This window comes from Collinsella sp. HCP28S3_G2 (genome assembly GCF_052065125.1).
Lineage (GTDB): Bacteria > Actinomycetota > Coriobacteriia > Coriobacteriales > Coriobacteriaceae > Collinsella.
Map to the genome: position 1 here is coordinate 20606 of NZ_JBQHUO010000006.1, position 14004 is coordinate 34609.

Genomic DNA, 14004 nt, shown 5'->3' on the forward strand with positions numbered 1-14004 from the left:
GATTACTCCTTGTGGTCGGCGATATAGCCCAGGGCGACCGCCGCATAAGCCGCGGCGCCGAGCGGCAACTCGGCATCGCTAAAGCGTGCCTTGGGATGGTGCTGGGCAAAGTGCTCGTCCGTATCGGTCACAGCCGCACCGAACGTAAAGTACGCGCTCGGTATCTCGCTCGAGATAAGCGCAAAGTCCTCGCTCGCCATGGCATGGAACAGAGGCAGGAAGGCGGCCTTGGGCAACGTCGCACCCACATAGCCAAGCGAAGCCTGGGTCATATCGTCATCGAGCACGAGCGGGGGAACATCCGAGAGCGTCTCGATAGTCGCCGGCGTACGATAAGTCGTGGCAACGCCTTTGACCACCTCCGCGATGCGGGTCTTGAGGTGCTCCATGAGCTCAACGTCAAAGCCGCGCAATGTTCCCTCGAGCACGCAGGTGTCGGGAATCACATTGGCCGCTTGGCCACCGGCAAACTTACCCACGGTGAGCGCGACCTCCTTGGCCGCCGGCACCTCGCGAGCGATAAGCTCCTGGAGCGCCAGGTGCACATGCACGCCTGCCGTGATGGGGTCGATGCAGATCTCGGGACTCGAACCGTGGCCGCCCTTGCCCTGCAGCGTGATGCGGAAACCGTACACACCCGAAAGCGCCGGGCTGCCGTAGAGCACCAGACCAAGCGGCGACTGGCTGTTGACATGCATGGCAAAAGCCGCCTGAGGACGCGGGTTCTCGAGCAAGCCGTCGGCGATGGCAGCACGTGCCCCCTCAAAGGTCTCCTCGCCCGGCTGGAACAACAGCTTGACGGTGGCATTGGCGTCGACAAGCGCAGCCTCGCGAGCCTTGAGCAGGCGCGCCGCACCAAGCAGCGCCGTCGCGTGCATATCATGACCGCAAGCATGCATGCAGCCATTGGTAGATGCAAAGGGCTCGCCGGATTCCTCGACAACGGGCAGGGCATCCATGTCGCCGCGCAGCATAACGACCGTACCGGCCTGTTCGTCCGTACAGACGCCATTGCCCTGGGCCGCGGCGGCACCGGCACCGACAAGGCCCACAACGCAGGAACCATCGACGAGCGTGGAAAATGGGATGTCCATCTCGTTCAGGCGCGCTTGGATATACGCAGAGGTCTGTGGGAGGTCGTTACCGAGTTTGGGCATCCGATGCAGATCGTGACGCCATGCGGCAAGCTCATCGGCAAAAGCCTGAGCCTCTTTGACCAGACCGTCGCCAATGGCGGCTTGCGCCGCCGCTGAGGTCTGAAGCGCTGGTTGTGGTTGGAAATCGGACAGAGCTGGTGCCATAGATGCCCTCCAGTAAAGTTTTAGCAGCAAGCACTTTCATACTCTAAAGTGCAAGGCACAACTTTAAAGGCGACGCATAAAAAACGCCGCCCCAGAGGGACGGCGCAACAGATTGTTTACAAACGCGCTCGCGGCTTTTTACGCAAAAAGTCAAAGTGCGTCTCGCTCAAGATAATCGACAGGAAGATGAGCGCAAAGCCGGCAAGCAAACGCGAGGTGAGCACCTCCCCCATCAGCAGCACCGAGAACAGCACGCCCGATGGCGACTCCATCGAAAGCAGTAGTGAGCCCGTCGAGGCCGGGACATGCGCCAAACCCACGTTTTGGATGAGCAAACCCACGCATGTGCAGCCCACCGAGAGAAATGCCATCACGCCAATAAAGCTCGGCGTCCACACGGATAAAGGCGCCTGGGTCTCGAACGGCAGCGAAGAGATCAGGCACAGCACACCGTTGCCCGCAAACATCCAAAACGTGATGACGTTGATGTCCATCTTGCGACCGTACTTAGCGGCCACCGCCATCTGGATGGCAAAGAAGACCGCGCCGCCCAGCGTAATAACATCGCCGACATTGAACTCGACGCTATCAAGCGCCACCAAGCCAATGCCCGCCAGACACAGCAACGCGGCACCCAAGTTGTAACGGGTAAGTTTTTCGCCGCTTAGGACATAGCTCGCAAACGGAACCAAGATGCAGTACGTGCCCGTCAAAAACGCGCTTTTGCCTGCCGTGGTCTGCGCCAGGCCAATCGTCTGCAAACCGTAGGCACCCCACATGAGCGCGCCCATGCCAAGTCCAACAATCAGATTTCGAGCGTTGAAATGGGCAACAATGCGCTTGTGGAAGACGGCAAGCATGACCAGCGACGCCGGAAGAAAGCGAATGTAGAGCAGCTCGAACACCGGAATGGTATCGAGCGCGTCCTTCATGGTGGTAAAGGAATAGCCCCAGATGACCGCTATCGAAAGCAGCAATACCTTCCAGAACAGCGGCGAGCGCGCACCGGCACCGCGAGAGGCGCCGCCGGCACCCAGGTCTTCGCGGGCTACAGGGCTATCGGGCATATTATCGATTTCAATAACGGCATGATGGGCCATAGGGCATCCTCGCGCTCGGTCTGGGCGTGGTGTCCGCACGCGCGCGACCGCATGCCGCCTCATGGTCAAATAAAAACGGGACGCGCCGGACCCCCGGCACGCCCCGCAACTGTAGCAACAATCAAGCAGCCCACGCAATTCAGCCCACTAAAGCGTTTTGTTCCGCCGTTCTACCCACCGGCGGACCGGCCGACGCTGCGCGAGCCGCATTCACGCCAATCTGACGTTCAATTTCAAGGGCGCGACCAGAAGGTCAGCGCCCTTTCATTTCACGTCACCTTGGCGCAAATGCGGCTCGCTCGCTGGCATTAGTGCTACATCAGCGTTAACGTTGCCGCACTAAATTAGCTTTGTCGACTCCAGCTTTTCGATAATCCAGTCGTTGGCTTTGATGACCGGACGACGGAAGACCACACCCAGGGCCAGCGACGGAATCAGATAGCTCGCCAGAATACCCAGCTCAACCCAGTACTCCATATGGTAGGCGCCAGCCATGGCGGCATGCATGGCATTGATGCCATGGGTAAACGGCAGGAACGGATAGATCGCCTGGAACACGGGGCCGGTCATCTCGATGGGGAATGTACCGCCCGAACCACCGACCTGCATGACCAACAGCACGACAGCGAGCGCCTTGCCGATATCGCCAAACGAAACCGTAAGCGTGTAGACGATATTGGAGAACACGAGACTCGCGATCCAGCCCGCCAACACAAACTGCAGCGGGTTGTCGCACTGGATTCCAAAGAACAAGATATCGCCGGCGCACACGAGCGTCGCCTGCAGCAAGGCCAAGCCGCCAAAGAACAAGTAGCGGCCCAAATAGATCTCGTGCAGGCGTACGGGGATGAGCTCGTTGATAAGCTCATCGTCGACCGAGACCTTCATCATGGCTGCCAGCACAATCGAACCCACCCACAGCGACAGAATCGTATAGAACGGCGCCATGGCCGAACCGTAGTTGCGGATCGGATAGACCGGCTTGCGGTCGAGCGCGACGGGGCCGGAAAGCGACACGGCCAAACCCTCGGGATCGTTGCCGATCATCGTCTTAATCGTCGCAAGATCATCCGACATCAAGGCACCGTCGAGCTCGTCCTTAAACGCGCCGATCTTGTCCGACGCCTCGCCCAGCTGATCGGAAACCTTGTTGACCAGCTTTGCAGCCTTGGAGAGGCCCTTTGCCAGCGAACCGGATGCATCGGTCAGGCCGTCTACGGCGCTATCCAAATCGCCCGAGATACCATCGAGCGAGTCTAGAATGCCCGAGACGGTCTTCTTGAGCTCCTTGGCCTTAACCGAGAACGTGGAATCGTAATCGGATTTGGCGCCCGCAATGCCGGCCTTGGCATCGGCGATGGCCTGATCGACCTCGGCACGCGTGCTGTTGACCTCTGCCATGCTGTCAGAAAGGGACTTAGCAGTTGCCGTCAGGTCCTTGGCGTTGTTGCGATACTCCACCGCGATCCTGCCCAGCGATGTTGCTACAGACTTAAGGCTCTCCTGGAGCTTTTCGTCACTGACCTGCTCGGCAAAGCCGCGGAGCTGGTCGGCCGTGGCGTCGATATCGTCGGCACGTGTATTGAGCGCCGCCGCGGCATCGTTGAGCTGGGACACCGTAAGGTCCACATGCTGGTTTGCGGTGTCGAACGCCTTCGCGAGCTCGGCAGACACATTGTCGAACGAGCCCGCGCTTCCGTCAATCGCCGCGTCAACGGCATCGTTGGCGGCCTTGAGCGCTTCCTTGGAATCATTGATGCCGCTCTTGGCGTGTTCCATCAACTGCTTGGTCGACTCATCGACGGTACCCGTCTGCTGGAGCATACCGCTCGCCGACGTCAGCGAATCGGACGTGGAGCTCAAAATGCCCGCAAGCGACGTTGCGCTGGCCTGAACGCCCTGCAGGTCCTGGACCGAATCGCCGAGCGTCGAGGACAGGTTGGCGATAAAGTTGCTGACCTGGTCGGTGCTCATGTAATCGAGCAGGCTGGACACCGTCTTAAGACCGATGCTCGTAATGGTCTCGGTAAAAGTTTCGTTAACCTGGCTTTGAACGGCGTTCGAACCCTTCTCGGTCACGATCTGCGCGATGGCGTTGGCCTTCTGGTTCTCGTAAAACTCGATATCGGCGTGCTTCACCTCAGTCGAGAAAAGCGTCATCATGTCGGCGCTAAACGTTTTAGGGATAACGACGGCAGCGTAGTACGCGCCCGACTTAACGCCCTCGATCGCCTTATCGCGGTCGTTGAGGACAACCCAGTCGAAGTTCTCGTTGCCGCGCAGGGTGGCGGTTACGTTTTCGCCCACGTTGACCTCGACGGGAATCAGATCGCTCTCGTAGCCCTCGTCGGTGTTGACCACGGCAATCTTAAGATTGCCGGTGTTGCCGTACGGATCCCAGCTGCCGGCGATGTTAAACCACGCGTACAGACACGGCACGATAATGAGGCCCATCACGACAATCAGGCCGATCACGGAGCGAGACACGTTTTGGACATCGCGCTTAAACAGATGCAGGATGTTCTTCATTTATGCCTCACCTCCTTTGGAGTGCTTGCCAAGCGCGGTGGTATCTCCATCATTTGTGGCTGTGCTGTCGCTGCCCTGAGATTTATGGTGCGATCCTATATGCGGCAAGCGGCCCGTGGACTGATCGCCGCCCTTGGCGCCACGCTCGCTGGCGTTGAGGCCAAACATGTGGCGGGCGGCAGGAATGGCGGCCGTGTGTTCGCGCATCTCGCGACGCAAGTCCTCATCCGAAAGCGCCGAGATGCGCATCTGGGTATTGAGGCTCGCGCGGATATATTCGATATTGATAAGCCAGCCGCAGATGGCAATAACCGAGATGATCCAAATGACAAGCAGGATGATCTTGCCGTTATTGTCGATATCGAGAACCGTCGACAGGACAAAGAGCAGGACCTGAACGCCCACCACGGCGGCAAAACCGCCCTTGATGTAGTACGGGTAGCGATGTTCAAAGGCGACCGCATGATCGAGCAGTTCGCGACGGTACGAATCGGAATCGAGCATGACACGCATGGCCGTGCGCAGCGAGTAGCGCTGGCGCGGCAGGTCGTTGGACTCGCAAATCATCATACCGGTCGTGGAAAGCTGTTTATCAAAGAGCAGGTTAAGGTTGAGCAGCAGCGGACGCAGCTGCAGGCCGATAAAGAGCGCCACGATCAAGAACACGCCCAGAATGCACAGGTTAAACAGGTAGTTGAACGAATACATGCCGCCGACCGTCTCGCGCAGCAGATTGATGCCGTAGGTAAAGGGCAGCAGCGGATGCAACCACTGGAAGAAGCCGGGCATCATCTCGATGGGGTACATGCCCGAAGAGCCCGGAATCTGCACGATAACCAGAATGACGCCGATCGCCTTGCCGATATGCTTAAACGTGGTGGACAGCGCATAGATGATATTGACGTAGGTGAACGAAATGGCGATGCCGCCCAGCACGAACAGCAGCGGGCTGACGCACTGCACGCCAATCACCAGATCGCCTACCGTAACGATAATGGCCTGGAACGCGCCCAGGATCACCAGTAGCAGCCAGCGGCCAAAGTAGCCCTGACGCGCGGTAAAGCTGCCGATGCCTTCGCGGTCGACCTCGAGCTTGTAGATAGCGATAAGCACGTAGCCGCCCACCCAAAGCGCCAGATTGGTATAGAAGGGAGCGATGCCCGAGCCAAAGCTCTTGACCGGGAAAATTGACTTGGAAGTCAGCTCTACGGGAGATGCCATAAAGTCTGCCACGTCATTGACGTCGACACCCATCAGTTCAGCCAGCTCGCCCATGGACTCGGAGGTCTGCATCGCCGCAATGTCGTTGGCGGCGGTTGCGAGCTTGTCCTGGACCTTGGCAAGCGAGGCATCGGTCTGGGACAACGTGGTCTTGGCCTGACCGAGCGTAGCGTTGAGTTGCGAAAGTGTACCGCGCGCACTTGCAATAGCAGGCGTGAGGCCAGACACGATTCCCGTCAGATCACCCGAGACGGCGGCAAATGAATCAAGCGCGCTCGAGGCCTTCGGCAGCGCGTTTTGACCCAGGTCCGTCTGGGCCTGGCCAAGGTTAGTCGCACCGGTCTGGATTGCGTTATTGATAGCGTCGCTGGCACCCGAGACAGCCGCGGCGTCATTCGCCATGGCGCTCGACTGCGCAGACAGACTATCCTTGATGCTCTGAAGCTTTTCATTCTGCTCGCGGAGCAAATCGATGGTCGATACAATGCGCGCGTCAATTTCCTCGGAACCTGTCGACATGTCATTAACGAGAATTTCCAAGTGCCCGATAACGGCCTTATTGTGGTCGATCGTCGCCTGGAGAGACTCAAGCGAGTTGTCGATACGGGTGGTCGTAGATGTGACCGTGCCCGTCAGCTTGCCAATCGCAGCGTTCGCGGAGGCTGACGTCTTGGTGAGCGCAAGGCTGCCTTCCGAGAGCGCCTTGGAGAGCGAGGTGATGGAATTACCCGCCGTGGCGCGCGCCTCGCCCAGCAGGTCGTTGCCCTGGGAGATCGCCTGCGTCAGCGACGGCGCCTGACCCTGTAGACCGTCAAGTGCTGCATCTGCCGAGGCAATGGAACCACTCGTCTTATCGATGGCGGCATTCATGTCGCCAATCGAACCACGCACCTCGCCCAAGGTATCGGATGCTTCGGACACCGAACTTGCCAGCGAATCCTGGGTCTGGGTTGCCTTGTCCTTTAAATCGACTCCGGCATCCTTGGCGATACCGGCAACAGTCTCGCCCGCCGTGGAGACAAATTCCGAGTTGATCTGCTCCTCGATGGTGCTTGCACCGGTGTCGGTAACCTTGGGCGCAATAGCGCTCTTCTTCTCATTGACGTAGTACGTAAGCTTGGGCTGATGGTAGTTGCCGTCGAGCATCGAAACCAGGTTATCCGAGAAGTTCTTGGGGATTACGATGGCCGCATAGTACTCACCGCTCTCGACGCCCTCTTTAGCATCGGCCGCCGAATCGACGAAGGTCCAGCCCAGCCGATCGTTCTCCTTGAGCTGATCGACGACCTTATCGCCCGCGTTGAGCTCGCCCACCAAGTCGTTTTGGGTGCCCTGATCGTTGTTGGCGATGGCAATCTTGATACCCTGGGTGTTTCCGTACGGATCCCAGTTTGCCACGATGTTGTACCAGGCATACAGCGAGGGAATAACGCACACGCCGATGGTAACCACCAAGGCGACGGGATTCACAAGCAGTCGCTTAATGTCGCGCTTAAATATCGCAAAGGAGACCTTTGCATCGGATAGTTTGCTGCCGAGACTCACGCTTGGACCATCCATCCTGTCGTTGAATCGAATCGTACTATCGATAACCATTGTACGAAGGCGTTTTAACGTCTCGATGCACAATGGTATTGAGTTTTGCGGGTAGCAATATACTACGAAGATGAGTTAACGTACAGTTGTACAGTATCTTAAATTCCCGCAGCTCCCAAAACCACAACCCGCACAAATTAGCAACCCAACTAGTCATCGGGGACGTTCTTTAGTCATTAGGAACGTTCTTAAACGACCAGTCAAACAAGAACGCCCCCAATGACTACTTAGGATCACGAAAGCGTCGCTGGTTGAGCATAAGTCAGCGAAAACGCCCCTAAGCGAGCAAGGTGACGTGAAAGAGGAGGGAAGCGTACTTCGGTACGCGACCGACGATTGAACGTCAGATTGCCGCTTAGGGGCGTTTGCAGCGTCGACCGGTCTGCCGTTCGTTAGAACGGCAGAACCAATAGGTTCGTTAGAACGGCGGAACTGAGGGCAGCGTCGAGCCGTTCCGCCGTTCGGCAGAACGGCGGAACCAATTACATAAGCTCGCAGACAGCCGCCGCGAAGGCAACGGGGTCCTCGGGAAAAATACCCTCGACGAGCAGGGCCTGGTCATAGAGCAGGCCGGAGTACTGCTTGATCTTGTCGGCGTCGCCCGCCTTCTGAGCAGCGACGAGCTTGGCAAAGACCGGGTGCTTGGCGTTGAGCTCGAGCACACGCTGGCTCTTGGGCATACCGTCGGGCGCACCCTCGGGACCCTTCTGAAGCACCTTCTCCATCTCGAGCGAAAGCGGACCCTCGGTGGTGATGCACGCGGGAGCATCGGTCAGGCGCGCAGAGACAGCGACCTTCTCGACCTTGTCATCGAGTGCCTCCTTCATGGCGCTAAAGAGGTCCTCGTTCTCCTTAGTGGCGTCCTCGGCCTCCTTCTTCTCGTCCTCGGTCGCCAGGTCAAGATCGCCGGTAGCGACATTCTTGAGCTCCAGGTGACGATCTTCGACCTCGGGCTCGGCACCATCGGCAACGGCCTTCTCGGCAGCCTCGCGGGCAGCATCGTCCTCGTAGATCTTGGGCATATCGACGGCAACGTACTCACGCATAGCCTGGAACGTGAACTCATCCACATCCTGCGTCAGCAGCAGCACGTCATAGCCGCGGTCGAGTACGCCCTTTACCACGGGCATCTTGGTCAAGCGCTCACGCGAGTCGCCGGCGGCGTAGTAGATGGCCTTCTGATCTTCGGGCATGCCCTTGGCATACTCGGCCAGGGTAATCATCTTCTGCTCCTTGGCAGACCAGAACAGCAGCAGGTCGGCGAGCTCATCGGCCTTCATGCCATAGCTCGAATAGATGCCGTACTTAAGGCCACGGCCAAAGTTTTCAAAGAACTTCTCGTAGGCCTCGCGGTCGTTGTCACGCATATCCTCAAGGTCGGCGGTAATCTTCTTTTCCACACGCTTGGCGATAGCCTTAAGCTGACGGTTCTGCTGCAGCGTCTCGCGCGAGATGTTGAGCGACACGTCGGCGGAATCCACGACGCCGCGGACAAAGTTATAGTAGTCGGGAAGCAGGTCGTCGCACTTCTCCATGATCAGGACGTTGGAGCTGTAGAGCGCCAGGCCCTTCTCGTAGTCCTTGCTGTACAAATCGAACGGCGCGCGGCCCGGCACAAACAGCAGGGCGTCGTACTCGAGCGTACCCTCGGCGTGGAAGCTGATGGTGCGCGCAGGATCGTCAAAGTCGTGGAACGTAGACTTGTAGAACTCGTCATAGTCCTTCTGCTCAACATCGGAGCTGCGCTTCTTCCAGATCGGCGTCATGGAGTTAACGGTCTCGAGCTCCTGGTAGTCCTCGTACTCGGGCTTGTAATCCTCCGGCGCGTCCTCGGGCTTGGGTTTCTGGCGGCTCTTGGAGACCATCATTTGGATCGGGTAGCGCACATAGTTGCTGTACTGCTGAATCAGGCTCTTGAGGCCCCACTCGGTCAGGAAGCGATCGTAGGTCTCGGCCTCGCCATCGGCGTCGAGCTTCTCGTTCTCGCGCAGCGTCAGGATGACATCGGTGCCGTGCTCGGCGCGCTCGCCGTCCTCGATGGTATAGCCCTCAAGACCGTCGGATTCCCACACATGGGCGACATCCTCGCCATAAGCGCGGCTGACCACCTTCACGTGGCTGGCGACCATAAAGGCCGAGTAGAAGCCCACGCCAAACTGACCGATGATGTCGACATCCGAACCCTGCTGCTCGGCGTTCTCGGTCTTAAACTCCTCGGAGCCGGAATGGGCGATGGTGCCCAGGTTGCGCTCGAGCTCCTCGGCGGTCATGCCAATGCCGTTATCCGAGATGGTAATGGTGCGGGCGTCTTTATCAAAGGAGACGCGAATAGCCAGGTCGCCCTGGTCGAGCTTGACGCTCGGATCCTGCAGGCTCTTAAAGTTGAGCTTGTCGACGGCGTCGCTCGCGTTAGAAATAAGCTCGCGCAGGAAGATTTCCTTGTTGGTGTAGATGGAGTTGATCATGAGGTCGAGCAACTTTTTGCTCTCGGTCTTAAATTGACGCATGTGCAGTCCTTTCGCGCTACCCCCGTCCGCAAAAACAGCCCGGTTACCCGAGCCGTATCGCAGACCTGCTATGTTCAGACTTAGATTTTATAACCCATTAGCGCGCATATATACATGCGGAATCGAAAAACTGTATGTCCGAGCACTCCGATGCGCCAATTGCCGAGGAGTGTCCCCAACTGTCGACAGAAAAGGAACGTCCCTATCTGCCATCTACGCGCTTGGCCATCCAGGCATGGGGCTGGCCCTCGTCTTCGTAGTCAACCGGGGCAATTTGTGTGTAGCCAGCCTTTTCATAGAGCGGCAACACGTATTCCTGCGCGTGCAGCTTAATTAGTCTAGCGCCAGCATCGCGTGCGCATGTATCGCTGGCCTCGACGATCGCGCTTGCCAATCCGCGACGACGCATAGCCGGCAGCACGGCGACGCGCCCCATAATGTAGGTCTCCCCCGCGGCGACGCCTTCGTCCAAGTCGCACGCCGGTGGCACCGGAGCCTCCGCATCTGCCGCGCGCTCCAGCTCCTCGGGAAACACGCGCGAGCAGCCGGTGAGTTGGCCATCCACATACAGCGTCACATGGATGCAGCCCGGGTCCTCGTCAATCTGGTCAAACTCGTTTTCATAGCCTTGTTCGTCCATAAAAACGGCGCGGCGCACCAGCGCCGCGTCCTCAAAGCAACCTGTCTTAAGTTGGATATCCAAGGCGGCCCCTTTATCGGTGTTCTTCGCCTTAGCCATGCCTATTTACCACCTTTCATAGCCGGAATTCGGCCAACAACGGGAATACCCAGGAGCTCTTCTGCCTCTTCGGCACCGCGGATACGCATGTTGAGTATATCTGCCAAAACAACGTAGGCAATTGCGATAAAGACGCCGGCAAGGAACGCAACGGCAACATACAGCAAGCGCTTGGGGCCGCTCGGAGACTCAGGGGTCTTGGCTTCATCGACCACGTTAATGCTCTGGGCGGCGCCAACATTCTGGGCGACCGTGCTTACCGAGTTGGCCATTGCCCTTGCAACCTTGGCCGTCTCCTTGGCATCGGTACCCGTCACCGAAAGCGTAATGACGCGCGTCGTAGTCTCGGACGAAACGGCAATCTTGTAATCATCCAAATCGGAAAGGCCCAGATCCTTGGCGGCACCGCTCTTAACGCTATCGCTGTCGAGCAGCGTGGCGATATCGTTGGAAAGCATCTGGCTCGCCGAAAGGTCGTTATAGCTCATCTGACCGCCGTCGGTCTTAGCGAGAATGTACATGCTCGTCGTGGCGGTGTAGGTATTGTCCATCATGGCAAAGGACGCGATACCCATGACGATCGCACAGACCACCGGAAGGGTAATGACCAGCTTGAGATGCTTTTTAAGCAGCTGGAACAATTCGAGAAGGGCCATGCAGCGTGCCTTTCAGTTCCCGAGTTCGTATTGACAAAACTGTCCATTTGTTATCGCATCTTTTTCCCATGTCCAAACTCTATACATAAGCTACAGCGCTTATAACAATCTTGCGCAACAATAACGCCGCACCGGCAACCCCGATGCGGCGTTTACATCAAGGCCAGCGGCCAAGCGCTATGCAAACGGCTCTTTCTGCTGTGCGGGAAACGTCACCGTGATGGTTGTCCCCACTCCCGGCTCACTCGACAGGTCAATCGCGGCGTGATGGTACAGAGCGGCGTGTTTGACGATCGCCAAACCCAGGCCGGTTCCGCCACGCGCCTTAGAACGACTCTTGTCCACGCGATAAAAACGCTCGAACACTTTACCCTGCTCCTCGGGCGCAATACCGATACCCGTATCGGCAACAGACAGGTACGGATGACCCTCGTCATTGGTCCCGCAGCGCAGCGTGACCGTACCGCCAGGTCGGTTGTAGCGAATGGCGTTGCTTGCAAGGTTGTAGATCAGCTCGTCAATCAGGCGCGGCACGCCTTCGATCACCATGGGCTTCGTCTCATGCCCAATGGTCACATTCGACTGCCGGGCAACTTGCTCAAGACGCTGTTCCACCGTCAACATGGCGCGAGAGAGCTCGATGGGTTCTGTGGACCCAATGGGCACCGCCTCGCCCTCGGATGCTCGCTCCGCCTCGTCCAAGTTGGAAAGCGTAAGAATGTCGTTGACGAGCGCTGCCAGGCGGCCCGCCTCGCGATAGATGCGGCCACCAAAGTTGCGCAAGTCGTCCTCGCCCTCAACCATGCCGTTTGCAATAAGCTCGGCATAGCCCGAAATCGCGGTAAGCGGGGTCTTGAGCTCATGGGTGATATTGGCCGTGAACTCGCGGCGCATTCGGTCGTTGTCCGCTAGCACCGCCATTTGGCGCTTGAGTTCCTGGCGCTGCGACTCGATACGCTCAAGCATGGGGACCATCTCGGCATAGGCGTGCTCATAGCTACGGCGTGGGTGGTCCAAATCCACCTCTTGCAACGGCGCGATGATTGCACGGGACTCGCGGCGCGCCATAAAAAACGAGAGTATTGCACCCGCTGCTGCGATAAGCAGCATCGGCGCCACCATCGACAGCAAAATCGCCGCAACGCCAGGCTGGGCTTGCGCCAAGCGGACAACCTGGCCGTTATCAAGGGCGACGGCGCGATACAGCATAATCTCGTCGAGCGTAGAGCTTGCGCGCTCCGCGGAACCCAAACCACTCTCAAAGGCCTCGATGACCTCGGGGCGATCGCCATGGTTGGGCAGTGAGGAAGGCGACGCCTCGTTGTCGTAGGCAACCGATCCATCCTTGTTAATCAGCGTAATGCGCAAGTCCTCGCGATCGAGGCTACGCAAGAACGGGATGGGCTCCTGCTGTTCGTCGAGGGCGGCAGCAATGAGCTCGGTTTCCTGCGCCAGATTGGCACTCGTGGCATCCGCCAAGGTGTTTTGCACAAAGAACGCACCCAGCACCGTAAACGCCACGATAACCGCCATGGCGCAAACAAAGATCGTCACAAAAACGCGGTGCGACAGCGTATGTTTTCCCTGGGGGGCGAAGACCACGGGTTACTCCTCCGATGCGGTGGCCGCGGTGTCGTCACCTTCGGCACCGTCACCGGCAGAAGGCTCGGCCAAGCGGTAGCCCACGCCGCGCACGGTCTCGATGGCGCTGGCATGCTCGCCCAGTTTTTGGCGAAGCGTCTGCACGTGCACGTCAACGGTGCGCGAACCGCCGTCGAAATCCCAACCCCACACGCTCTGCAGCAACGACTCGCGGGTAAAGACCACGCCGGGCTTGCGCATGAGGTACTCGAGCAGGTCGAACTCGCGCAGGGTGAGCTTAAGCGGCTCGCCGGCAACGGTCACCTCGCGATGGCTGGGCGAAAGCACGATATCGCCCACGCTGAGCACATCGCTCGCCTGCTTGACCATGCCGCCGCGACGCAGCAGTGCGCGGCAGCGGCTCGCAAGCTCCATGAGCGAAAACGGCTTAGTCAGATAATCGTCGGCACCGCCATCGAGCGCCATCACCTTGTCGAGCTCGGTATCCTTGGCGGTAAGCATCATGATGGGCACCGTCTCCGTCAGGCGATCGGCACGCAGGCGACGCATAATCGCCAAGCCATCGGTATCGGGCAGCATGATATCGAGCAGCACAGCATCGGGCACCCGTCGCGCCACGGCAGCCTTAAACTCACCGTCGCACGAAAAGCCTTCGGCCTCGATCCCCTGCTTGCGCAGTGCATAGACCGTCAAATCCCTGATGTTGTCATCGTCCTCGACGTAATAGATCATGTTGAACCCCTTTGCGGCCGG

The 14004-nt window shown here is 58.4% G+C and carries 9 protein-coding genes; all 9 read right to left on the reverse strand.

Features of this window, described 5'->3' with window-relative positions; translation table 11 throughout:
- Positions 1-2 precede the first annotated feature (2 nt).
- Positions 3-1301: a M20 family metallopeptidase gene (locus ACTNB2_RS04915; RefSeq protein ID WP_441044832.1), complete on the reverse strand. Its 1299-nt coding sequence runs from the start codon at positions 1299-1301 to the stop codon at positions 3-5.
- A gap of 116 nt (positions 1302-1417) precedes the next feature.
- The gene (locus tag ACTNB2_RS04920) at positions 1418-2401 is read right to left on the reverse strand and encodes a DMT family transporter (RefSeq protein WP_441042486.1); all 984 of its coding nucleotides are present in this window, start codon (positions 2399-2401) and stop codon (positions 1418-1420) included.
- 339 nt (positions 2402-2740) lie between these two features.
- On the reverse strand, positions 2741-4930 hold the full coding sequence (locus ACTNB2_RS04925) for a YhgE/Pip family protein (protein WP_441042485.1): 2190 nt from the start codon (positions 4928-4930) through the stop codon (positions 2741-2743).
- Positions 4931-7747 carry a YhgE/Pip family protein gene (locus ACTNB2_RS04930; protein WP_441045722.1) on the reverse strand — a complete coding sequence of 939 codons (2817 nt, stop codon included), beginning with the start codon at positions 7745-7747 and terminating at the stop codon, positions 4931-4933.
- Between the two features lie 482 nt (positions 7748-8229).
- Positions 8230-10254 carry a molecular chaperone HtpG gene (gene htpG, locus ACTNB2_RS04935; protein ID WP_441042483.1) on the reverse strand — a complete coding sequence of 675 codons (2025 nt, stop codon included), beginning with the start codon at positions 10252-10254 and terminating at the stop codon, positions 8230-8232.
- A 202-nt stretch (positions 10255-10456) separates the two neighbouring features.
- Positions 10457-10993 (reverse strand): GNAT family N-acetyltransferase, encoded by a 537-nt coding sequence (locus tag ACTNB2_RS04940; RefSeq protein ID WP_427794314.1) that lies wholly within the window; start codon positions 10991-10993, stop codon positions 10457-10459.
- 2 nt (positions 10994-10995) lie between these two features.
- Positions 10996-11649 carry a YveK family protein gene (locus ACTNB2_RS04945; RefSeq protein ID WP_441042482.1) on the reverse strand — a complete coding sequence of 218 codons (654 nt, stop codon included), beginning with the start codon at positions 11647-11649 and terminating at the stop codon, positions 10996-10998.
- Positions 11650-11826: 177 nt separating this feature from the next.
- Positions 11827-13251, reverse strand: a complete 1425-nt coding sequence (locus tag ACTNB2_RS04950) for a sensor histidine kinase (RefSeq protein ID WP_441042481.1) — start codon at positions 13249-13251, stop codon at positions 11827-11829.
- Positions 13252-13254: 3 nt separating this feature from the next.
- Positions 13255-13983, reverse strand: a complete 729-nt coding sequence (locus ACTNB2_RS04955) for a response regulator transcription factor (RefSeq protein WP_154517679.1) — start codon at positions 13981-13983, stop codon at positions 13255-13257.
- Positions 13984-14004 lie beyond the last annotated feature (21 nt).

Coding starts and splice junctions, on each gene's coding strand:
- ACTNB2_RS04915 (WP_441044832.1), bottom strand. CDS start 1,301: ATGGCACCAGCTCTGTCCGATTTCCAACCACAACCAGCGCTTCAGACC.
- ACTNB2_RS04920 (WP_441042486.1), bottom strand. CDS start 2,401: ATGGCCCATCATGCCGTTATTGAAATCGATAATATGCCCGATAGCCCT.
- ACTNB2_RS04925 (WP_441042485.1), bottom strand. CDS start 4,930: ATGAAGAACATCCTGCATCTGTTTAAGCGCGATGTCCAAAACGTGTCT.
- ACTNB2_RS04930 (WP_441045722.1), bottom strand. CDS start 7,747: ATGGTTATCGATAGTACGATTCGATTCAACGACAGGATGGATGGTCCA.
- htpG (WP_441042483.1), bottom strand. CDS start 10,254: ATGCGTCAATTTAAGACCGAGAGCAAAAAGTTGCTCGACCTCATGATC.
- ACTNB2_RS04940 (WP_427794314.1), bottom strand. CDS start 10,993: ATGGCTAAGGCGAAGAACACCGATAAAGGGGCCGCCTTGGATATCCAA.
- ACTNB2_RS04945 (WP_441042482.1), bottom strand. CDS start 11,649: ATGGCCCTTCTCGAATTGTTCCAGCTGCTTAAAAAGCATCTCAAGCTG.
- ACTNB2_RS04955 (WP_154517679.1), bottom strand. CDS start 13,983: ATGATCTATTACGTCGAGGACGATGACAACATCAGGGATTTGACGGTC.